The 22,427-nt window shown below is 42.9% G+C and carries 21 protein-coding genes, 1 tRNA gene and 1 pseudogene; 8 read left to right on the top strand and 15 right to left on the bottom strand.

Annotation, left to right across the window (positions count from 1 at the left end; all coding sequences use genetic code 11):
• Positions 1-54: 54 nt before the first annotated feature.
• The 5 genes from E5329_RS11270 to E5329_RS11255 form a co-directional block, all read right to left on the bottom strand.
• The gene (locus E5329_RS11270) at positions 55-549 is read right to left on the bottom strand and encodes a JAB domain-containing protein (protein ID WP_135989633.1); all 495 of its coding nucleotides are present in this window, start codon (positions 547-549) and stop codon (positions 55-57) included.
• 302 nt (positions 550-851) lie between these two features.
• Positions 852-2,549 (bottom strand): AAA family ATPase, encoded by a 1,698-nt coding sequence (locus E5329_RS11265; protein WP_135989632.1) that lies wholly within the window; start codon positions 2,547-2,549, stop codon positions 852-854.
• 349 nt (positions 2,550-2,898) lie between these two features.
• Positions 2,899-3,075 carry a hypothetical protein gene (locus E5329_RS29725; RefSeq protein WP_168356589.1) on the bottom strand — a complete coding sequence of 59 codons (177 nt, stop codon included), beginning with the start codon at positions 3,073-3,075 and terminating at the stop codon, positions 2,899-2,901.
• A 203-nt stretch (positions 3,076-3,278) separates the two neighbouring features.
• Positions 3,279-4,235, bottom strand: coding sequence for a DEAD/DEAH box helicase (locus E5329_RS11260; protein WP_168356588.1), 957 nt, complete (start codon positions 4,233-4,235; stop codon positions 3,279-3,281).
• 127 nt (positions 4,236-4,362) lie between these two features.
• Positions 4,363-4,818 (bottom strand): helix-turn-helix domain-containing protein, encoded by a 456-nt coding sequence (locus E5329_RS11255; RefSeq protein ID WP_135989629.1) that lies wholly within the window; start codon positions 4,816-4,818, stop codon positions 4,363-4,365.
• Positions 4,819-4,845: 27 nt separating this feature from the next.
• On the opposite strand from E5329_RS11255, the pseudogene E5329_RS11250 reads away from it, so the two are divergent.
• Positions 4,846-5,478: pseudogene (locus E5329_RS11250) on the top strand (ABC transporter ATP-binding protein); the annotation flags it as partial.
• Positions 5,471-6,271 carry an ABC transporter permease gene (locus E5329_RS11245; RefSeq protein ID WP_135989627.1) on the top strand — a complete coding sequence of 267 codons (801 nt, stop codon included), beginning with the start codon at positions 5,471-5,473 and terminating at the stop codon, positions 6,269-6,271. The pseudogene E5329_RS11250 and the gene E5329_RS11245, both read left to right, overlap by 8 nt.
• Positions 6,272-6,397: 126 nt before the next feature.
• On the opposite strand, the gene E5329_RS11240 is transcribed toward E5329_RS11245, so the two are convergent.
• From E5329_RS11240 to E5329_RS11230, 3 genes are all read right to left on the bottom strand, one after another.
• On the bottom strand, positions 6,398-7,219 hold the full coding sequence (locus E5329_RS11240) for a 4'-phosphopantetheinyl transferase family protein (protein WP_168356587.1): 822 nt from the start codon (positions 7,217-7,219) through the stop codon (positions 6,398-6,400).
• Positions 7,220-7,240: 21 nt separating this feature from the next.
• Entirely contained in the window at positions 7,241-7,777 is a 537-nt protein-coding gene (locus E5329_RS11235) for a Uma2 family endonuclease (RefSeq protein ID WP_135989625.1), read from the bottom strand.
• A 110-nt stretch (positions 7,778-7,887) separates the two neighbouring features.
• A tRNA-Thr gene (locus E5329_RS11230) sits at positions 7,888-7,960 on the bottom strand.
• A 257-nt stretch (positions 7,961-8,217) separates the two neighbouring features.
• On the opposite strand from E5329_RS11230, the gene E5329_RS11225 reads away from it, so the two are divergent.
• The 5 genes from E5329_RS11225 to E5329_RS11205 are packed head-to-tail and all read left to right on the top strand — an operon-like array spanning position 8,218 to position 12,576.
• The gene (locus E5329_RS11225; RefSeq protein WP_135989624.1) at positions 8,218-8,757 is read left to right on the top strand and encodes a helix-turn-helix domain-containing protein; all 540 of its coding nucleotides are present in this window, start codon (positions 8,218-8,220) and stop codon (positions 8,755-8,757) included.
• 15 nt (positions 8,758-8,772) lie between these two features.
• Positions 8,773-9,846 carry a spermidine/putrescine ABC transporter ATP-binding protein gene (potA, locus tag E5329_RS11220; RefSeq protein ID WP_135989623.1) on the top strand — a complete coding sequence of 358 codons (1,074 nt, stop codon included), beginning with the start codon at positions 8,773-8,775 and terminating at the stop codon, positions 9,844-9,846.
• A gap of 39 nt (positions 9,847-9,885) precedes the next feature.
• Positions 9,886-10,707: an ABC transporter permease gene (locus E5329_RS11215; RefSeq protein WP_135989622.1), complete on the top strand. Its 822-nt coding sequence runs from the start codon at positions 9,886-9,888 to the stop codon at positions 10,705-10,707.
• Positions 10,701-11,483 (top strand): ABC transporter permease, encoded by a 783-nt coding sequence (locus E5329_RS11210; RefSeq protein ID WP_135989621.1) that lies wholly within the window; start codon positions 10,701-10,703, stop codon positions 11,481-11,483. Before E5329_RS11215 ends, E5329_RS11210 begins: the two co-directional genes overlap by 7 nt.
• Positions 11,484-11,514: 31 nt before the next feature.
• Positions 11,515-12,576, top strand: a complete 1,062-nt coding sequence (locus tag E5329_RS11205; RefSeq protein WP_275443199.1) for an ABC transporter substrate-binding protein — start codon at positions 11,515-11,517, stop codon at positions 12,574-12,576.
• 147 nt (positions 12,577-12,723) lie between these two features.
• Here E5329_RS11205 and E5329_RS11200 read toward each other — a convergent pair whose 3' ends face one another.
• From E5329_RS11200 to E5329_RS11180, 5 genes are all read right to left on the bottom strand, one after another.
• On the bottom strand, positions 12,724-14,511 hold the full coding sequence (locus tag E5329_RS11200; RefSeq protein ID WP_135989620.1) for a peptide ABC transporter substrate-binding protein: 1,788 nt from the start codon (positions 14,509-14,511) through the stop codon (positions 12,724-12,726).
• Between the two features lie 65 nt (positions 14,512-14,576).
• Positions 14,577-15,620 carry an ABC transporter ATP-binding protein gene (locus E5329_RS11195; protein WP_135989619.1) on the bottom strand — a complete coding sequence of 348 codons (1,044 nt, stop codon included), beginning with the start codon at positions 15,618-15,620 and terminating at the stop codon, positions 14,577-14,579.
• Complete coding sequence (locus tag E5329_RS11190) at positions 15,617-16,627, bottom strand: ABC transporter ATP-binding protein (RefSeq protein ID WP_135989618.1); 1,011 nt, start codon at positions 16,625-16,627, stop codon at positions 15,617-15,619. Before E5329_RS11190 ends, E5329_RS11195 begins: the two co-directional genes overlap by 4 nt.
• Before the next feature lie 16 nt (positions 16,628-16,643).
• A complete protein-coding gene (locus tag E5329_RS11185) occupies positions 16,644-17,732 on the bottom strand; it encodes an ABC transporter permease (RefSeq protein WP_135989617.1) in 1,089 nt (362 codons plus the stop codon).
• 34 nt (positions 17,733-17,766) lie between these two features.
• Complete coding sequence (locus tag E5329_RS11180) at positions 17,767-18,678, bottom strand: ABC transporter permease (protein WP_135989616.1); 912 nt, start codon at positions 18,676-18,678, stop codon at positions 17,767-17,769.
• A 351-nt stretch (positions 18,679-19,029) separates the two neighbouring features.
• Between E5329_RS11180 and E5329_RS11175 the strand changes: the two genes are divergently transcribed.
• Positions 19,030-19,950, top strand: coding sequence for a DUF5688 family protein (locus E5329_RS11175; protein ID WP_135989615.1), 921 nt, complete (start codon positions 19,030-19,032; stop codon positions 19,948-19,950).
• Here E5329_RS11175 and glgA read toward each other — a convergent pair.
• Together glgA and spo0A are read right to left on the bottom strand one after the other, a co-directional pair.
• Positions 19,935-21,371, bottom strand: coding sequence for a glycogen synthase GlgA (gene glgA / locus E5329_RS11170; protein WP_135989614.1), 1,437 nt, complete (start codon positions 21,369-21,371; stop codon positions 19,935-19,937). The genes E5329_RS11175 and glgA overlap by 16 nt on opposite strands.
• A gap of 16 nt (positions 21,372-21,387) precedes the next feature.
• Complete coding sequence (gene spo0A, locus E5329_RS11165) at positions 21,388-22,188, bottom strand: sporulation transcription factor Spo0A (protein ID WP_135989613.1); 801 nt, start codon at positions 22,186-22,188, stop codon at positions 21,388-21,390.
• Positions 22,189-22,427 lie beyond the last annotated feature (239 nt).

Raw genomic sequence — 22,427 nt, 5'->3', positions numbered from 1 at the left:
AGCTATGGGTTTTCCATAGCTGTAAATTTTCCCGCTATTTCTGTTTGTTATCACTTAATCTGGAATTTCTGAAAGCACAACTGACAGTTTCCCCTCCTTTGCAAAGCTGAACCAGGAATCCCTTCCTACAATGATATGGTCGTAAAGCTGGATTCCCATAAACTCCGAAGCCACCCGTACCTTATCCGTCACACTAAAATCTTCTCTTGAAGGGTTCGACAATCCCCCGGAATGGTTATGGGCAAGTACAATCCCTGCTGCCCCGCATAGCAATGCTCGGATAAAGATTTCCCTTACCCCAACCAATGCCGCATTGTGCGTACCATGAGCCAACTCAAAAAACCCGATTGGCCTGCAGCCAGAAGTCATGCAGATAAGGTACATGTATTCCTCTGCCCTTTCTGACAAGTGAAACACATCATTCATGACCTGCACAATCTTTTCTGGGCCGTTTAAGTTTTCCACTTTTTTATAATTTTCTGAAAACTCTTCCACTAAGATATTTCTGTAATCCTGGTTAAGTGCCGTGTTAAACTTCTTTATTTTCAATTCTTTCGCTTCCTTTTCCTCTATTTTCTCCTAACTCCGGCCATCTCCGGTGAGACGCTTGGTTATCCTGCTATGAAAATCAGAGACGTTGCGCCACTGTGTATAAAACAAAAGCAAACCAGAGGCATCTTGCGCTTTTTCGCTCTCCGCAAGGTTCTGTTTTATAGTGCCCCCATCATGCAAAGTCTGCCGTCCGGCGGGCCGCATGGCCATCCATGCTGTGAAAGCTTTAGCTTTCATAGCAAAAAAAGGGACTGTCCATCTCCAGACAGTCCCAATAATTTTATATTTCAAAAATCCAATTAATTTTGTCCCTTCCCAAACCGGACTTCACAATCCTTCCGGAAAAACGACACTCCATAGCAGTCAATCTTCCGGTATCCTTCCGCACGCAACTCTTCCATATATCTTTTATCATATATCTGCTGCAGCGCTCTTTTTGCGTCATTTTCCAAATCGTCAATGGAATCTGACACTTTGATTTCCAGAATAAATGACCTCCCCCGCAGGGATGGGCTTTTCACCATAATGTCAGAACGGCCATTTCCCGATTCACGGTTAGACTTCACCAGATAATTCTCACTTTGGCTTAAGATTCCTGCCAGAAAGCCATGATAAAAGTTTTCCGCGCTGTCGTAAAAACTGACAGTATGGAACAGCTGGCCAGTCAATATGTCTGTCATTTTCTGGGCATTGCCGTCTTCCATCGCGCGGTACAAATCATGAAAATCCTCTTTCTTTATGATATCCTTCATCCAGTTCATAATCGTAGTCTCGTAAATCGTCATGACTTCCAGGTTGGGAACCCGTACTTTCAAAAAGGTATATTTCCCTTTAAAATATTCTCTTTCCTTTGTCAGATACCCTGTAAAATACAGGAAATTCCAAAGATTTTCGCTATTGCTGTGCATATCCCCATAAGTCACTTCTTCATGCACTTGGATGTCCAGAGTACCACCACTCAGAAGTATCTCAATCTGCCCTTTCATCTCCCTGTCGGCCCTGGCAATCATGTCCTTAATGATGTCATTGGAACTGGTATTAATCCAATAGGGACGCGGAAATGCATTTACATCTGAATACAAATCATATAGAAACTTAATCACGCTCCAGGGATTATAAACCTCTGCATCTCCAAATAAATACCCATCGTACCATTCCTTCATGGTGGGAAAACGGCTTTCCACGCCATAATCTTCCATCATCTGGAACACTTCCCGCTCTGTAAACCCGAAATGCTCGCTGTATTTCTTGTCAAGCACAGATATAATGTTCAGGTGGTTTAATCCCGTAAATATGCTTTCTTTTGAAATGCGCAGGCATCCAGTAATCACCGCGAACTGCAGATAATCATTGGTTTTTAATGCAGACTCAAACAACGAACGGATAAAATCCACCATTTCATTATAAAAACCTTTAAAATACGCATTCTCCAAAGGAACATCATATTCATCTATCAAAATAATTACATGCCTGCCTACCGTTTGGCAGAGACATTTGCTCAGGAACTTCAGGGAACTGGAATAATCATCATACTCCGCTTTCCCGTCTGCTATTTTTCGAAACAGGGATTTTACAGCATCATCCATTTTTCCACTTTCCAGTACATATTGATGCCTCTGGAATTCTTCTGCAAGTTCATTTTTTATTTTGCCATATGCCGATTCAAAGGTTGGCTGTTTTGCTGATTTCAATGTTAGGTTGATAACCGGATACCTGCTCATGTATTTTTCATACTCTTTTCCTTGTTCTATAATCTTCAACCCCTGAAAAAGCCTTTTATTTCCTTCATTTTTCTCCGAAACTCCCGTATCCTCAAAAAAATACCGGAGCATACTTAAGTTTAGTGTCTTTCCAAAACGTCTTGGTCGGGTAAAAAGATTTACTTTCCCTTTCAAGTCCAATAGTTCTTTTATAAACATTGTTTTATCTACATAATAATAGCCAGACTTTATCATGTCTTCAAAATTATCAACGCCTACTGGTAATGGTTTCTTCATTACTGCCACCTCCATATCATGCCAGATCGCTATACCGCGTGGCATTCTGCCCTCAGAATTCCTGCTTAGGCATATTATAACCTATCTCTCTTTGTTTCACAATCAATTTCCATATGGCAATGGCAAAGCCACTTCCAAATGCCTTTTTGTATTTTGACAAATCCTACATATCAGGTCTTCCATTTTCCAAAAAACTTTATTGTTCCGTTATTCCATTTCATCTGAAAAGAATCTCCACACCGCCTATTACAAATTTTTCGTAGGCTTTTTTGCCAAGATTTAATATATACCCAAAAACGGGCACACCATATAGGCATGCCCGCTTGTAGTCAGAAATTATTCAAAAATTTTAATGAACCAAATTCTGCAGCAATTGTCTCTGCTGCTGTTTTGTAAGTCCTGATTTCCCCACTTTCTCAGATATTTTTCCTGTCCAAAATTCTTCCGACTGCTCCCTATCAAAAACTGAAGATGCCTGTTCCGGCATATGTACCACAATCCTGATTTCCTGTCTCTTTCCTGCCATAACAACCCACTTCCCGTCAGCAGAGGCTCATAGTATACTATGCGCTCGCTGACAATTTATTCTTTATGGGTTGTTTGAAGGATTGTAAGAATTAACAGTCTGCCTTTATGTATATTTTTGTAATAATTTTCATCTCTCTCAGAATACAAAAACGGGATTATTCAATAATAGTGCCATCATTCTTCAGATTCACATACTTCCTTTTATGGATTTCCATCCACAATCCCATACTCTTTTCCCTCTCTCACCAAACAATAATTCAGTCCAATAAATTTCATTACATCATTGAATTTTTTTGTAAGAGGTCTGTTATCACTGCTTTTACTATATTCTTCTATCAGTCCTTTTATCACCTTCTTATCCTTTTCTTCAGAAACATCACAGGATTTTAAAATACGCACTATATCAAGTCGAATCTTTTCTCGTACCGCTTTTCTATCTTCTTCACTTAATACTTTCCCTTTGTAGTTCTCTATTACCTCACGCATTTTTCCAAGCAACGACTGCATTAATTCTTTACATTTTTCTTCAACATTTTTACATCCTATCCACTCCAGCTGTTCTTTAAGAAAAGCGGTTCCACCTTCGTATTCAAATCTATCAACCATTTTCTGATAATATTGGTACAAATAATCCCATTGTTTCACCGCTAGTTCATTGAAAATCAACGAAGTTCCTTTTACAAAACAGAGTTTTCTTGCACATTGATAGGAAAACTCAGATTTCATAATTTTTTCTAACAATTTATCCTCCTGACCCGAAAATTCCGTTTTAAATTTTACCTGTTTCTCACTTGTTAAAAAAAACCGTTCAAAATCTTTTTTATCTCTTAATAAAATATATACATTCAGGCACTCGGTATCTTCCCTTTTCCTTTTCCGTCCAAGCATCTGGATGAATTGCTCCCTTGTTGTTGCCATGATAATAAAATTCCGCAATTCATAATCTTTAATTGAAATTCCATTATCTAAAACACTCGTCGCTATTAATACATCCTCTTTAAAACACTCTTTATTACCAATGTATTTTACTATATCAGCTCCCTCTTCCTCATTTTTTGAATCAGAATCTATAAAAACAACCGTTCTCTTTCTTGATGTTTCACTTTCCTTCTGTAATGATTTATCTAATAAGCTTTTAATTTCCTTTCCTCTTTCCAATTCTTCCCTATTTTTCCTAACTATAACACCTTTTTCTTCTCATCACCACCCCTTTATTTGGAAAAGCAAGGACTTTCTATTTTTGCCTACAGAGAAAACAGGACCACATACTCTGCAGTCCCGTTTTTTACCTTTCCTTCCATTTTGTAACTACATGGTAATATTTCTCTGGAATCTGAACAGCGCCTGTCTCATACTTTTTATAAGACGACAGAGACACTCCTGTATTTTCCGCAAATTCCTTCTGTGACATGTTCTTTTCCTTTCGGATTTTCTTTAAATATCCCGGCACATCCGTTGTATCCACAAATATATGATACTCATTGCAGAAATAATATGTCTCAATTCCAAAATAATCTGCCATTCCTTTTAAGAGGCCGATATTCATATGTCCTTCCGCTATCTTTCCATTTGCATAAGCAAACACTGTATCATGGGAACACCCAATTGCTTCTCCTAATTCCCGATATGAAATCTTTGATTTCTTGATAAAATATTTAATCCTAATATAAATTTTATTTTCCATCCCGCAATAATCATCAAACATGCCCTCAAACACTTTATCAGACCTGGTTAAAATCACTCCCTTTGTTTCCCCTGCTGAACCATCGGCAAATCCACCCTCCTCTCCCTTCTGTCAGGGCTTCTGGAACCGGAACACGGTTCCATCTTGTTTTATGGACAGAAGCTGAACCAGAAAAGCTGCAATGCCATCGGCTATATGCTGCAGCACGACCATCTGTTTGAATGGCGCACCATTGAGAAAAACATTCTGCTTGGACTGGAAATCCAGAATAAGCTGACGCCGGAAACAAAAGGAACAGCGCTGAATATGCTGAAAACCTACGGCTTGTACAAATTCAAAGACGCCAGGCCCTCTCAGCTTTCCGGCGGCATGCGCCAACGGGCGGCCCTGATCCGCACCCTTGTACTGAAGCCGGAAATCCTGCTGTTGGATGAACCTTTCTCCGCTCTGGATTATCAAACACGTCTCACCGTAGGGGATGATATTGGGGCAATTATCAAAAAAGAAGGAAAAACCGCAATTCTGGTAACCCATGATTTGTCAGAAGCAGTCAGTCTGGGCAGCCGGGTACTGGTATTAAGCAAACGGCCCGCCACCATTCAGACTGTGGTAGATATCAATTTTCCGGACAATATCAGCGCACTGGAACGGCGGAATTCCTCGGAATTTAAAGATTACTTTAATAAAATATGGAAGGAGTTGAATGAAAATGAATGAAATATCCCTTGCTCAGCAGAATTTCCTGCTCACTCAAAAGAAGCATAAGCGCACTGTCACAGTCAGCAGGCTGTGCATTTTTATTTTATTCCTGGCAATCTGGGAAGGAGCCGCCAGGCTGGAGCTAATTGATTCTTTTATTTTCAGCAGCCCCTCCAAGGTGCTGCTCTGCGCTTATGGGATGATATTGGATCAGACGCTGTTCGCTCATATCGGAATCACCCTGTTTGAAACAATTGCAAGCTTTGGACTTGTTCTGTTTTTTGCCCTTGCCATAACGATTCTGTTATGGCTGAACAAACGTCTCTCTGAAACGTTAGAGCCGTATCTTGTAATTTTAAACAGCCTTCCCAAATCTGCGCTGGCGCCCCTTCTGATTGTATGGCTGGGCGCAACCTACAAAACCATCATTATCACTGGCATGTCAGTAGCTATTTTCGGCTCCATTCTAAGCCTGTACACCAGTTTTCAGTCTGTGGACCCGGAAAAAATCAAGTTGATTTATACCATGGGCGGCAGGAAATATCATGCCCTCATCAAAGTAATCCTGCCTGCGAATATCCCCTCCCTGTTCTCTATTATGAAGGTCAATATCGGCCTGTGCCTGGTAGGGGTCATTATTGGGGAATTTATCGCTTCCCGGCAGGGCCTTGGCTATCTGATTATCTACGGAAGCCAGGTATTTAAACTTGACTGGGTCATTATGTCCATTGTAATTCTGTGCATCCTGGCCCTGGGGCTGTACAGTCTGATTAATGTACTGGAAAAACAATATTTAAAGCGGCTGGGCTAAGAATTATTGAACGATTTTCTTACAACGTACACTCTGCGCTGCAGCAAAAGAAGCCTGGATTGAAAATAACGGAATCCATAAACTGGCTGCGGCGCAGAATGATTTGAGACAGAGCGTCACAGGCTATTACTGCCGCAGAGAATGTCTAAATTTTCCATATATTCGGGGAAACTTCAATTCCTGCCAGTCAATTTTGCTCTCTTCCTTAAAATTGTTGCACACAGCAATCCAGTACCCCTCTATCTTTCTCTGGGCAAAAAAACCAGGCTGTATGCAGGAAATATTAAATTCTCCATTAACTTTTTCCTCAATAGAAAACGCTGCCTCTTTCAAGGGGAAACTCATCCCTTCTCCCGTCATTTTGATGTAGCTTTCCTTCAGAGTCCAAATCTGCGCAAAGCGATCCTGCACCTGAATATTTCGTATTTCTTCCCTTGTTTCTTTCCTTGACCTAGCTTTTCTTTCTGTTCCAGAACAAATGTCCACTCCGAAACCATCCGCTCCCGATTCCCCAAAACAAAATTCCTTACCGCCAGGGGAATATTCCTCTCCAAGAATATACCTCATCTCTTTAAGGCTGCAGCAGCGGTGGAGCAAGGACATCCGCACACTTCTAGGCTGTTCTGTATCTACGCCGATTTCATTCCCCAAACCGCCGGGCGCGCCGCCGCTCCCCTCTGCCGCTGTCTCTACTTTTGCAGCCTTTCCTCTGGAACCGGCAACCGCGCATACCACCAGCCCGTCTGTATTGCTTACATTAAACCAGACATTCTCTCTCCCATCCCAATAAGGCTTTCCGTGTTTCCCTGTTCTTACTTTATCCCGGTTAAATTCAATCTTAAAAAGCTTCTTAAAACCATAATTTAATATCTCATCTGCAATTTTTCTCTGATATTGCAAATACGCCCCCAAAGCCTCCTGCTTCCGGGGACAAAATGTATAATACACGGTAATGGCGCTGCTCATAATTCACACTTGAATCCTTATCGAAAAGCCTTCGTAAAATCCAACCGGTATCGGTTCCTCAAAAGAATATTCTTCGGCCGTTTCCTTTTCAAAGTTATAAACGCAAACCCTTCGTTTCTGAGGATCTGCAATCCAGTATTCTCTGACGCCTGCGTTCTGGTATTTGAACAGCTTAACAAAATAATCCATCCGCCTGCTGCTGGGAGAAACAACTTCAACTCCCCAGTCAGGAGCGCCGTGGCAGCCCTTTTCATCCAGTTTGGAAGTATCGCAAATAACCGCCACATCCGGTTCTACATAATTTATCTCCTCCTGATTTAAAAACACTCCAAAGGGTGCCGGATATACCTCGCAATCTCCCTCATTTCCACGGACATAATTTCCAATCTCCATGCTTAACAGCTGAACCACTTTCTGATGGCTTCTCCCCGGAGGATCCATGTCATAAATCTGACCGTCAATCAGCTCCGCCCTGACTCCTTCCGGTAAACCATAAATATCCTCAAGCGTGTAACTTTCTTCTTTTCTCAGCGCTCCCATGCCTTCACCTGCTTTCCCACATTTCACTGCCATAAGCTATGATACAGCCCTCCGGCCGCAGCCACAATTTACAAAAAGGAGCTGCGATAAATGCACAGCTCCCGTTTATCAGCCAAAGAAGGGACTCGAACCCTCGACCTACGCATTACGAATGCGACGCGCTACCAACTGCGCCACTTTGGCATGTCATATAAAATCTTTGTCTATTATACCCGTTTTCTCTCTGTTTTGCAATCCCTTTTTTGAAAATTTTTGTAAATTTTTCTGTCTTTTTTCTATTGACATTTTCTGGTTTCCAGATATAATAGAATTTGTTTATTATTATTAAACAAAAAATCTATTATTAGTTTGACTTTACAATTACTATACATAATGTTTATATACTATGCCGTTATGTCTGATCGGCAAGACTTATCATTAATTCAGAAAGGATGGCTTTTATGGATATCGGGCACCGTATGAAAGAACTACGCATTCAATATGGGCTGACCCAACAGGAACTGGCAGACCGAAGCGAGCTTTCCAAGGGATTTATTTCCCAATTGGAACGCAACCTGACTTCTCCTTCCGTGGGCACGCTTCTTGACATTATCCAGTGTCTGGGCACTACCCCGGCAGAATTTTTCACTGACCAGGAACCGGAACAGATTGTATTCCGACAGGAAGATTACTTTATTAAGGAAAATGAGGATTTGCACCATACCATCAAATGGGTGATTCCCAATGCCCAGAAAAACGCTATGGAACCAGTGCTGATTACCCTGGCCCCCCATGGGTCTTCTGAAATGTATCTTCCCACTGAAACAGAGGAATTCGGATATGTTCTGAAAGGCTCCGTAAAGCTCCACTACGGACCCCGCTCCTTTGTAGTCAGGCAAGGAGAGTCTTTTTATTTTAAAGCAGGAAAAAAACATTACATCGAAAATTGCGGCGGCAGGGAAGCTACCATATTATGGGTTTCTACGCCACCAAGTTTTTAGGAGGAAACATCGGCCATGAGCAAACGACTGATTGATTTATCGCATATCACCAAATCTTATGACGGGCAGACCGTCTTAGACGATCTGAATCTGTATATCCGTGAAAATGAATTTCTGACACTGTTAGGCCCTTCCGGCTGCGGAAAAACCACTACTCTGCGGATTATCGGCGGCTTCGAGACGCCGGATTCCGGAAAAGTGATTTTTGATGGAAAGGATATCACCAGCCTCTCTCCCAACGAACGGCAGCTCAACACGGTATTCCAGAAATACGCCTTATTCCCCCATATGTCCATTGCAGAGAATATTGCCTTTGGACTGAAAATCAAAAAGAAAAGCAAGGCTTACATTGACGATAAAATTAAATATGCATTAAAGTTAGTGAATTTGGAAGGATTCGGCAAACGAAGTGTAGATTCCTTAAGCGGCGGCCAGCAACAAAGAATCGCCATTGCCCGGGCGATTGTCAACGAACCCAAAGTGCTGCTGCTGGACGAACCCTTAGGCGCACTGGATCTAAAGCTCCGGCAGGATATGCAGTATGAATTAATCCGCCTGAAAAATGAACTTGGCATTACCTTTATCTATGTAACCCATGACCAAGAGGAAGCCCTTACCATGTCTGACACCATTGTGGTAATGAACCAGGGGTATATCCAGCAGATTGGCACGCCGGAGGATATCTACAATGAACCCACCAATGCTTTCGTAGCTGATTTTATCGGGGAAAGCAATATTATTGACGGAATTATGATAAAAGACCGCCTGGTTCAGGTTCTGGATGTGAACTTCCCCTGTGTGGACGAAGGATTTGGAAACAATACTCCTGTGGATGTGGTGATCCGGCCGGAAGATGTGGAATTGGTGCCTCCGGAGACAGGAATGCTGGAAGGAGACGTTACCTCCCTGATTTTCAAAGGCGTCCATTGGGAAATTGAAGTTCTTGCCAACGGATTTGAATGGCTGGTGCAGACCACGCAGATGCACCCGGTAGGAAGCCATGTGGGAATCCGGGTAGATCCCTTCAACATCCAGATCATGAACAAACCGGAATCCAGCGACGAACAGGCGGTGGAGTCGGATGAATAACATAAAATTGCAAATGATACTAAAAGGCGGTGAACCCATATGCGTAATATAAAGCGGCAGCTTCTTGCCGGCCCATATCTTTTATGGATGGCAGGATTTATCCTGCTTCCGGTGGTAATGATTCTATACTATGCCTTCACTACCACCAGCGGACATTTTACTTTATTAAATGTAAGTTCAATTTTTGCATCTATTCATTTAAAATCATTGTTTCTCTCACTGAAACTGGCATTCGTCTGCACAGGCGCCTGTCTTGTGCTGTCCTATCCGCTGGCTATGATTTTAAATAATATGAAAGAAAAAAGCCAGGGATTTATTGTATTTATATTCATCCTGCCCATGTGGATGAACTTTATGCTGCGCATCCTGGCCTGGAAGCTGCTGCTGTCCAATAACGGCGTTATCAACACAATCCTGCAGGGACTGGGACTTCCGGGACTGGATATCCTGAACACCCCTGCTGCCGTGGTATTCTGTATGGTATATGATTTCCTGCCCTTTATGATACTTCCGATTTACAACACCATGTCCAGAATCCAGCAGGACATCATTGAAGCGGCAGGTGATCTGGGCGCAGGAACAGTTACAATTTTCTTTAAAATCATAGTGCCTCTTACTATGCCGGGCGTAGTCAGCGGCATTATCATGGTATTTGTCCCTGCCCTGACTTCTTTTGCAATCTCAGATCTTCTGGGCGGCGGCAAGGTGCTATTAATCGGAAATGTCATTGAACAGGCATTTATGCAGGAATACAACTGGAACCTGGGTTCCGGTCTGTCTCTTGTGCTTATGATCTTTGTTATTGCAAGCATGGCCCTGATGAGTTCCAAAGGAGAAGAAGGAGGTGCAGGCGTATGGTAAAGAAATCTGCAGAACGCATTTATCTGGCTTTAATTTTTCTGTTTTTATACCTGCCCATTGCGGTGCTGATCATACTCTCTTTTAATAATTCCAAAACCAGAGTTCAATGGGGAGGATTTACCTTAAAATGGTACAAAAATCTGTTTTCCAGCGGTTCCATTATGGAAGCCTTCGGCACCACCCTGCTGATTTCCCTGACCTCTGCGCTAATTGCCACTGTCCTCGGCACACTGGCAGCTCTGGGAATTGACGCCATGAAAAAGAGAAATCAGGCCATTATGGTGGGCGCTACCAATATTCCCCTGCTCAATGCAGACATTGTAACAGGTATTTCCATGATGCTTCTGTTCGTGCGCTTTACGCGCCTTGGCATGGGTACGGTACTGATTGCCCATATCACATTCAATATTCCCTATGTGATACTGAATGTGCTGCCCAAGCTAAAACAGAGCAGCCGTACGACCTATGAAGCGGCTCTGGATTTGGGAGCTACCCCTGTCTATGCCTTTTTTAAAATCATCTGGCCACAGATACGCCCTGGCGTTTTTTCCGGTTTTCTGATGGCAATGACTATGTCATTAGATGATTTTTCCGTTACCTACTTTACCAAGGGAGCTGGCATTCATACCTTGTCTACCATGATTTACACAGAAATGCGCAAAGGAATCCGGCCGGAAATGTATGCCCTGTCCACACTTTTATTTTTACTTGCGTTGATACTGCTGCTGTTTATGAATTTCGGCCCTTCTGCCCGCCGGGAAGAAAGGGACGCATGATTGAACTATTTAAAACCAAAGGAGATTTTCAATGAAAATAAAAAAAGCACTCTGCTGCCTTTTGATCTGCCTTGCTATTTCCTGGCTTTTTGCAGGATGCGGCCCCAAGGACTCGGAAAACACCCTGACTGTACTAAATTATGGCAAATATTTAGACCCGGACGCCATCGAAATGTTTGAGGAAGAAACAGGAATTAAGGTAGAACTGGAAGAATATGTAACCCCGGAAAATATGTATACCAAATACCGGGCCGGGGCCATTGACTATGATTTAATCTGCACCTCCGATTATATGGTAGAAAAGCTAATTCAGGAAGGAGAGGTTTTGGAACTGGACTACAGCAATATCCCTCTTTCCGAAAATCTGGATTCCACTTATTTTGAATTTTCCAAATCCTTCGATCCGGAAAACAAATATGCCATCCCCTATTTTTTCGGCACGGTTGGCATCCTCTACAACAAAGATATGGTAGATGAATCCAAAGTGAACTCCTGGAATATCCTCTGGGATCAGGAATATTCCGGCCAGATTATCATGGCCGATTCTGTCCGGGATTCTTTTATGGTAGCGCTGAAGCTTTTGGGCTGTTCCCTGAACACGACAGACGACGCCCAATTAAAAGAGGCCCAGGATCTGCTTCTGAAGCAAAAGCCTCTGGTCTATTCTTATCTGGTGGACGAAGCGCAGGATGAAATGATTTCTGAAAATGCTGCCATGGCAGTGGTCTATTCCGGGGAAGCCGGATATGCGCTGGAATTTAATGACAAGCTGGCTTTTTCTGTACCGGAAGAAGGCTCTAATATGTGGATTGATTCCTGGTTCATTCCCAAATCCGCCAGACACAAGGAAAACGCAGAGAAATTCCTGAATTTTCTCTGCCGGGAAGACATTTCCATGATGAATTTCGATTATGTTTACTATGCCACTCCCAATCAGAAAACACGGAAAGCTTTGGATTTAGATCTGCAGGAAAATACGACGATTTTTCCTCCTACGGAAACGCTGAACAACTGTGAGGTCCTGAAACCTCTGGACGATGAGACTACTATGAAGCTGAACCTGCTTTGGAAAGAAGTTAAGGCGGCAGATTAATCTAATTTTCAGCAAACAATTTATCCACAAAAACATCCCCGGAGAAATCTTTTTGACAGGATTCCTCCGGGGATGTTTTTTCTTGCTGATGTGACACTAAAAATAAGTGAAACTTAGACTGTTCCGTCTATTCTGTGTTCATCTGCCTTAGTTCTTAGTAGCATTCATGAAATACTTCATGCCATAAACAGTTGCATAAATTCCATCTACGTTAGGTTTCTGCATATAGATATCATTGTAGTAGTAGAGCGGAACAACTGCCCATGTATTCATCAACATATCTTCTGCCGTATGCATTAACTCCACACGTTTTGCAAAATCTGCAGTATTGCGGATTTCTGTAATTAATGCATCGTATTCTGCCCAATCCGGTGCGGAATCACTCTTCTCGCCTTTTCCTAACTGCATGTCATTATTACCGGAATTAGAAGTAAAGATCTCTAACATATTTACAGGGTCATTGTAGTCAGCCAACCATCCTTCACGGGCGATGGTAAAGCTTCCGTTCTTTCTGTTCTCAAGGAATACGTTCCAGTCCTGAGTCTGGATTTCCATGGTAATTCCAAGAACGCCTAAATCCTGCTGTACTGCCTGTGCAATTGCAACATGGCCGGTACCGTCATTGGTCAGGTATGTCATGTTGATTGCCGGATCAATTTTATAAGTGCCGTCGCCGTTGTCTGTGAAGCTGTATCCTGCTTCTTCCATCAGTTTCTTAGCATCTTCTACCATAGCCGCACCTGTAGTGGTTGCATCATAGTAGCTGGTATCTGCCTGTTTGAATTCGCCGCCGTTACCATCTGCCATTCCAAGAGGAACGAAAGAATCAGCAACTACCTGTCCGGACTGTCCGATATTGTCAACGATGAACTGACGGTCAATCAGAAGGTTCATAGCCTGACGCATTTTTGCAGCTTCTTCTACGGTTTTTCCATCAAAAATCGGGTCATTTACATTGAAACCAATGTAATAAGTTCCCAGGTTATCCAGGATGCCGAATTCCGGATTCACGCCATTCAAAGAGGAAATCTCATCGTTTGGCACAGTGTCAATGTAATCTACATCGCCGCTGTTGTATGCTGCATAGATTGCAGTATCGTCAGCGCTTAACATGAAATGAAGCTCTTCCATGGTTACACTGTCAACATTGTGATAATTGGCATTCTTCTTGTAAACCATGCTCTCATTGTGATTCCAGGATTCCAGAGTGTATGCGCCGTTACATACAAATCCTGCTTCCTGCGCCCATTTTCCAGGAACTGTTCCGTCCGGATCTGCTGCTTCTACAGAAGCCTGATGTACCGGGAAGAAAGTCGGGAACGCCATTAAGTCATTGAAATAAGGACAAGGATTTGTCAGAGTAATTACCAATGTATAATCATCTGTAGCTTCCACAGAAAGAGTGCCGTCATCTTTCTTTGCAATAATGTCAAACAGATATGCATAATCTGCTGCCGTTTCTTCTGCAATAGCACGATTCCAGCTATAGATAATATCGGATGCCTTCAGGTCGTCTCCGTTACTCCATTTGGATTCAATCATCTTAACAGTATAAACTTTACCATCTTCGGATACTTCAGGCATATCCGTTGCCAAATCCGGAATCAGGTTTCCGTCCTTGTCATAAGTATACAATCCTGCAAAACTATTTACTGCAAGACAGCCTCCGTCTACAGAGCTGTTCAATGCCGGGTCAAGGTAGTCCGGTTCAGAAGCCAGGTTAATATTCAGTACATTTGTATCTGAATTAGTTGTGGAACCTTCTGCATCTGCGCCCTCTTCTGCATCTGCATTGGCGTCTGCATTGTTTGAGTCTTCTGTCTGTGTATTACTAGCTGAATCATCATTTTTATTCGCTGAATCATTTTTGCCGCAGGCAGTCAGACTCAATGCCATACATGCAACCAGTAATACGGATACCAGTTTCTTTTTCATAGTATTTCCTCCTAATTATAATATTAAATCTATGCTTTAACCAAAGAAAAACTCTGGAAAAAACCTTATTTATTCCAGCATGCAACCATATGTCCGTTGCCCCTGTCTGTCAATTGAGGCATCTCTTGTGCACACTGGTCGGTCGCATACCGGCATCTGGTCCGGAATGGACATCCGGTAGGCATTTTCAGGGGGCTTGGTACATCTCCCTCCAAAATAATACGTTTGCTCTTTCTTGCTGTTTCAGGATCCGGAATCGGAACCGCCGACAACAGACTCAATGTATAGGGATGAATGGGATTGGCATTTAATTCATCTGCATCCGCCAACTCCATCATTTTACCAAGATACATAACCGCAATACGGTCTGAAATATGATGTACAATCAAAAGATCATGGGCAATAAACAAATATGCAACGCCCAATTTTTCCTGTAATTCTTCAAACATATTGACCACCTGCGCCTGAATGGATACATCCAATGCAGAAACAGGCTCGTCACACACAATAAATTTCGGATTTACCGCCAGCGCACGGGCGATTCCGATACGCTGCCTCTGACCGCCGGAAAACTCATGGGCGTACCGCATGGCATGTTCCGCATTCAATCCTACCAGTTCCATCAGCTCCAGGATTTTCTCTCTGCGTTCCCCCCGGTTGGCATAAAGGTTATGCACATCCAGAGGCTCTCCGATAATGTCCTCCACAGTCATACGGGGATTCAGGGATGAATAAGGATCCTGGAACACCATCTGCATCTGCTTCCGGTAAGGCAGCATATTAACATCAACTTTAGTTCCAAGGACAGGCTTACCGTCTGCGCCTAAAATGACTTTTCCTTTCTCATCATATTGTTCCCCGCTGTCAAAGAGCACTTCACCGTCGAACTCAATGCGCCCTGCCGTGGGCTGATACAGCCGAAGCAAGGTTCTTCCTACTGTTGTTTTCCCACATCCGGATTCCCCCACAAGGCCCAGTGTCTCACCAGGCTTTACTGTAAAGGATATATCATCCACCGCCTTCAGCGGAATTGTCTTAAATCCCTGACGCACGGGAAAGTACTGCTTTAAGTGATCTACCTTTAACAGATACTTTTCGTTTTCACTCATGACCGTTCTCCTTCCTGTGCTTCATACAGCTCCTTAATGTTCATCCAGCAGCTTGCCAGATGTGTGTCACTGACACGCAGTTCTTCTGGTTTTTCCTTCAGGCAGATCTTCATAGCCGCATCGCATCTGGGGCAGAATGCGCATCCTTCGGGCATCTGCAGAAGATTGATGGGCGTTCCGCCGATGGGAACCAGCTTTTCATTCATATTGTCTGTTTTCGGTATGGAGCGAAGCAGACCTTTGGTATATTCATGGGCCGGCTGATAGAAAATATCATCTGCCGTTCCCCGTTCACAGACCCGCCCGCCGTACATAACGAGAATCTCATCGCACATGCTGGCAATAACTCCCAAATCATGAGTTACCATAATAATTGCCATTCCAAGCTTCTTCTGTAAATCCTGCATCAGTTCCAGAATCTGTGCCTGTATGGTTACGTCCAACGCCGTAGTAGGCTCGTCTGCAATCAGAATATCCGGCTCACATACCAATGCCATGGCTATCATGACACGCTGGCGCATACCGCCGGACAGCTCATGGGGGTACTGCTTCAATCGGCTCTCCGGCTCGTTGACTCCAACCAAGGTCAACATCTCCACAGCCCGTTCTCTGGCCTGCTTCTTATCTTTATCTGTATGGAGCAATATCGCCTCCGTCAATTGGCTTCCAACGGTAAACACCGGATTCAGGCTGGTCATAGGGTCCTGGAAAATAATCGAACATTTCTCTCCCCTGAACTTCTGCATCTGCCTGCTGTTCCATTTTGTAATATCTTCCCCATGGAACTTCACTTCTCCCGCGGTGATTTTGCCGGTTTCTGCCAAAATCTGCATAATGGAATATGCCGTTACCGACTTACCGGAACCGGATTCCCCCACAATTCCCAGAGTTTTCCCTGGTTCCAATGTAAAGGAAATTCCATTTACTGCCTGAACCTCTCCATTTTCCGTAAAAAAACTGGTATGGAGATCTTTTACTTCCAAAATGTATTTATTTTCTTCGCTCATATGCTTATCTCCTTATTTATTTCAATTTAGAGTCGAATGCATCACGAAGACCATCGCCCAGTAAATTCAACGCCAACACAATCAGACAAATTGCAATTGCAGGAATCACAAGCCGCAGAGGATAAGACTGCATACCTGCCCTGGCATCATTCGCCAGACTTCCCAGAGAAGTCAGCGGATCTGATACTCCAAGACCCAGGAAGCTTAAGTAACTCTCTGTAAAAATTGCGCTGGGCACCTGCAATGCAGTAGTAATGATAATAACAGACAAACAGTTGGGTAAAATATGCCTGCGCAGAATCCTGCTGTTCTTCGTACCGATACACCTGGCAGCCAGTACATATTCATTATTCTTAATGGTAAGAATTTGCCCCCGGATCAGACGGGCCATACTCACCCAGTACAGCAATCCAAACACAATGAAAATTGAAATCATATTTGTTCCCAAAGCCTGCAGGGAAGTCCCTTCAATCAAAGGCTTCAAAGTTTCATTCAGCACCACCGAAAGCAGAATAATAATCAGCATATCCGGCAGGGAATAAATAATATCCACTATACGCATCATCACAAGATCCAGCGTTCCACCGAAATATCCTGCAATAGAGCCATACAGCAAACCGATAATCAATACCATAATGGAAGCCACAACGCCTACGGAAAGGCTGACCCTTGTTCCGTAAATCACACGGATAAAGTAATCTCTGCTCAAACTGTCTGTTCCGAAAATATGGGGAAACAGCTTCTCTCCTGTCTCTTCCATATACTTGGTTTCCAGCTTGGAATACTCAAAAGGCCCCAGGTTTGCCGCTGTCTTGTCCCTGACTCCATTTACCGAAATAATCTGGGAATACTTATAGGGCACAATCATCGGCGCAATGATAATCGTCGCAATAATCAGAACCAATACTACAATACTTCCCATAGCAAGGGGATTTTTGCGCAGACGTCTCATACCGTCCTTAAAAAAGGTGGTAGATTCTCCCATAACGTCCTGCTGCTTCTTTTCATCATCTGTTGCCTGTTCAAAATTCTTATCATTAAATTTACTCAAATCCACCTGTGCGGAAAAGAGCTGCTTTTTCTTCAACTCCTGATTCTCCAGCATACTCTCTATCGTCCTTTCTGTCCTTCTCTCATTTTTATTCAAATGTGATTCTCGGATCAATCATCTTATAAGCAATATCCGTCAATAAATTTGCAACAACCATCAATATGGCAAGAAACAGCGTAACCGCCATAATCATTGTATAATCACGGTTTACAATGCTTGTTACAAATGTAGATCCAAGTCCTCCAATGGTAAAAATATTTTCCACTACCATGGAACCGGTCAGAATATATGCAACCATAGGTCCTATATAGGTGACAACAGGAACCAGCGCATTACGAAGGGCATGCTTAAAAATTACTTTCCAGCCTGGAACTCCCTTTGCCTTTGCAGTGCGGACATAATCCTGATTCAAGGCATCCAGCATACTTGTTTTCGTTAAACGTGTAATATAAGCCATAGGATAGACGCTCAATGCGATAATCGGCAGAACATAATTCGGATTGCTGGAGGACCATACCGGAAACCATCCCAGCTTCAGACAGAACACCAGAAGAAGCAAAGTCGCCAGCACAAAAGATGGCATCGCTGTCCCCAGGGTTGTAAAAAAGATAATAAGCCGATCTGGCAACTTGTTACGAGTAAGGGCTGCAATACTGCCAAGCACCAGTCCAATCACAATGGCAACTGCCGCAGCCATGCCGCCTAACTTGGCTGACACCTGGAAACGCATCGCAATTTCATCCCAGATATCACGTCCGTTATGTAGGGATACCCCCCAGTCTCCATGTAACAAATTATTCAGATAAAGCACATATTGCTCTCCGATAGGTTTGTCCAGATTATACCTCTCTTCCAACACTTTCTGCGCTTCTGCACTGGTGGCCTTCTCTTTATTGAAGGGGCCTCCTGGAATAGCATTCATTACAAAGAATGTAATGGCACTGACAATAAGAATAGAGACAATTGCCAGCACTAATCGTTTTCCAATATACTTCGCCACTTTCTTCTCTCCTACCTTCTGTATTTTGATTTTGATTTCAAAGATCAAAGAAACATGCATAATGATAGTGTACTTGTTTTATATTGCACCACTTTAATCTTCTAAAATTTTATAAAAAAACATAATTACATTATACATGTCAATTGACATTTGTCAATAAAAAACTTCGCAAACTGCCTACCATTTTGTAACAAACCTTTTACTCACCCGTCCCTTCGGGACAGGTCTCATAAATTTTTTATCCCGCATCTTAAAAAAATTCTTGCTTTTTCCGCCTGTCCATGTTACAGTAAAAAACACACATATTTTCGTGTGAATACCTCCCAACTGCCAGCACAGCCAGGAGGTAATATGACTTACGAAGAATTTAAACAAAAACTGACAGACAATCTGACGGAACTGTTTCCGGCAGGCACACACATTTCGATCCGTCAGTTTTCCCATAACAATCACATCCTGTTGGATGGTCTTACGATTCTGGAACCAGGCAGCAATGTCTCGCCCACCATTTACCTGAATTCTTATTTTTCCAGATATCTGGAAGGAACTTCATTTCCTGCCCTTCAGAATCAGATTCTCCGATACTATTATGAGCATTGCAGTATTCCTTATATCGACACTTCATTTTTTACCTGCTTTGACAAGATCCGTTCCCGCATTGTCTATAAATTAATCCATTATGAACGAAACAGGGAACTCCTGAAAGAAGTTCCCCATATTCCCTATCTGGATCTCGCTATTGTATTTTACTGCCTGATACAGGACGGCCCCTGTAAAAACACTTCTATCCCTATCCGCAATGAACATCTGGAATACTGGAACATTTCTGAGGATGAGCTTTGGACTCTTGCCCGCAAAAACACTCCTGTCCTGCTCTCCTTTTGCTGTGATTCACTGGCAGATCTGGTACTGCCTGCATTAGATCTGCTTCCTGCACCAGAACGCAGCACCGCCTGGGACACTCTTCATTCCCAAATCGTCCCCATGTATGTGATTACCAACAGAAGACGCCTGAACGGCGCCTGCTGTATCCTTTATCAAAATGAATTAAAGCAGGTGGCAGAACACTTAAAGGACAGTTTTTACATCCTTCCCAGCAGTGTTCATGAAGTGATTGCCATACCGGCTTTTGCTGCCGGAGATCCAGAAGAACTGCCCCGTCTGGTCCGCGAAATCAACATGACAGAAGTAGCCCCGGAAGAAGTGCTTTCCGACTGCGTCTATTACTATGACAAACGTACCGGCCAGATTTCCCTTTACGAAAGTTCCTGATAGAGTTTTTCGTATTTCTTTGCAGAGTTCTGCCAGGAATTGTCCATTTCCATGCAGCGTTTCATCATTCCACGCCAGTCCTTGGGATGATTGCAGAAAATATCGTAGGCATACCGGACAATCATCAGCATCTCTCCTGCATGATAATTTGCAAAACTAAATCCGTTGCCGGTATGCCAGATTCCATTGTAAGGCTCCACCGTATCCTTCAATCCTCCCGTCTCCCGTACGATGGGAATCGTACCATAACGCATGCTGATAAGCTGACTCAGCCCGCAGGGTTCAAACTGGGAAGGCATCAAAAAAGCATCGGCCCCTCCGTAAATCATATGGGCTATCTCCTCGCTGTAGCCTATGGTTGCAGACACACGATCGGGATATTTCCAGTCAAAATGCCTGAAAAAATCCTGGAACTGTTCTTCTCCGGTTCCCAACACGACTATCTGTATATTCAGGGTATTTAACATCTCTTCCATCACTGACCTTACCAGATCAAAACCTTTCTGCTGAGTCAGCCTGGAAACTATGCCCAGCACCATGGCGGAGGAATCCTTCCGAAGCCTCAGTGCAGCCTGCAGCGCTTCCTTATTTTTCTTCTTCTTTGCAATGGTTTTTTGATTAAAATTCACTGCAATTTCAGGATCTGTCATGGGATCGTATTCTTCTGTATCGATCCCATTGACAATGCCGGACAACTTACCGGACACTTCCCGCATTACGCCGTCCAAGCCTTCCCCTCCAGTCGGGTCCTGAATTTCCTTTGCATAAGTTTCACTGACAGTAGTCACCCGATCTGCATGGAGAATTCCTGCCTTCAGGAAATTTGTCTCTCCATAGGCTTCCATGGCTCCATAGCGATAACTTGCCGGCAGATCCCTGCAATTTTCAATATCGTCAATCCGCCATCTGCCCTGAAATTTCTGATTATGAATCGTCATTATTGTCTGTATATTCCGATAAAAAGGATTTTCCCGATAGAATGCGTCCAGAAATACTGGTATCAGGGCCGCCTGCCAGTCATGACAATGTATAATGTCCGGGCAAAATCCCAGTTCCGGCAGACAAGTCAATACTGCTCTGCAATAAAATGCAAACTTATTGACGTCTTCAAAAATTTGATTATAGGGGCTGTTTCCGGCAAAATAATGTTCATTATCAATAAAATAGTAATGAATTCCTTCTATTTTCGCCTCATAAATTCCTATGTACTCTTTCTCTCTTGGCATGTCAGCATAAATTTCTGTTACGTATTTCATTTTTTGTCTGCAGTCTTCCGAAATACACAGGTACTTAGGCAGAAAAACTCTCACGTCGAATTTCTCTTTATCCAGATACTTTGGCAGAGCACCGACAACATCTGCCAATCCTCCTGTTTTTATAAAGGGATTTCCCTCGGATGCTGCAAAGAGTATTCTCTTCATGTAAAAAACCTCCTACTTATTCTCTCAACTTATATTCTAACCGAATTTTGTCCGCAATTAAAGCTATAAATTCAGAATTTGTAGGTTTTCCCTTTCCATTATGGATGGTATAGCCGAATAATTCGTCAATGGTATCCATTTTTCCCCTGCTCCAGGCCACTTCAATGGCATGGCGGATGGCGCGCTCTACCCGGCTGGGAGTGGTCTGATATTTCTTTGCTATCCCAGGATAGAGTATTTTTGTAATGGAATTGAGCATTTCCATATCCCGCACGGACATGATAATTGCTTCTCTTAAATATTGATAGCCTTTGATATGGGCCGGCACTCCGATTTCATGAATGATATTTGTCACATCACTCTCTAAATTCCGCTCCTCCAGCTCTTGTTTCCGCTCATATGCATTGACCTTACGTACTTCGCTGCCTTTATGCACTTCTGCATTCCTAACGTGCTTAATCCGGTTCAACACCACATCGTTGTCAAACGGTTTCATAATGTAGTAATCTGCTCCCAATGAAAATGCGTCTTCCGTGATTTTTTCCTGCCCGATTGCTGATATCATGATGAATGCCGGGTGCTTTTTCATATTTTTGTCATTTCTGATTTTATCCATCACTGTCAAACCATCCAGTTTCGGCATTACAATATCCAAAAGCACCACATCCGGCTCTTTCTTTTTTATCATTTCGTATGCTTCTTCTCCATCTTTCGCCGTTCCAACTACCTGAAGCTCTTCATCACTTCTTACAATATCCCCCAATTCTCTCAACATTCTCTCATTGTCATCTGCAATTGCCACATTTAATTTTTCCACGTTACATCCTCCTGTTGATTTTCATAATAAACCCTCATAAAAGGCAACTATTTGTATTATATCCTCAATTAATTATTCCTTCAATGAAAAGATTTCCCCGACTTTCGACAAAGTATTTGAAGTACCATCGTACCAGCGCGATCTTTGTCGTATTATAGTCCTTTTGTCATAGTGATTCTATCATACATATTGTATAATTGTATATTTTGTCGAAATTTGTCGTTTCTTTTTAGAAATTT

Source organism: Petralouisia muris (assembly GCF_004793545.1).
GTDB classification, from domain to species: Bacteria; Bacillota; Clostridia; order Lachnospirales; family Lachnospiraceae; genus Petralouisia; species Petralouisia muris.
Note: the sequence above shows the minus strand (reverse complement) of the source record. Positions and strands in the feature narration are given on the sequence as shown.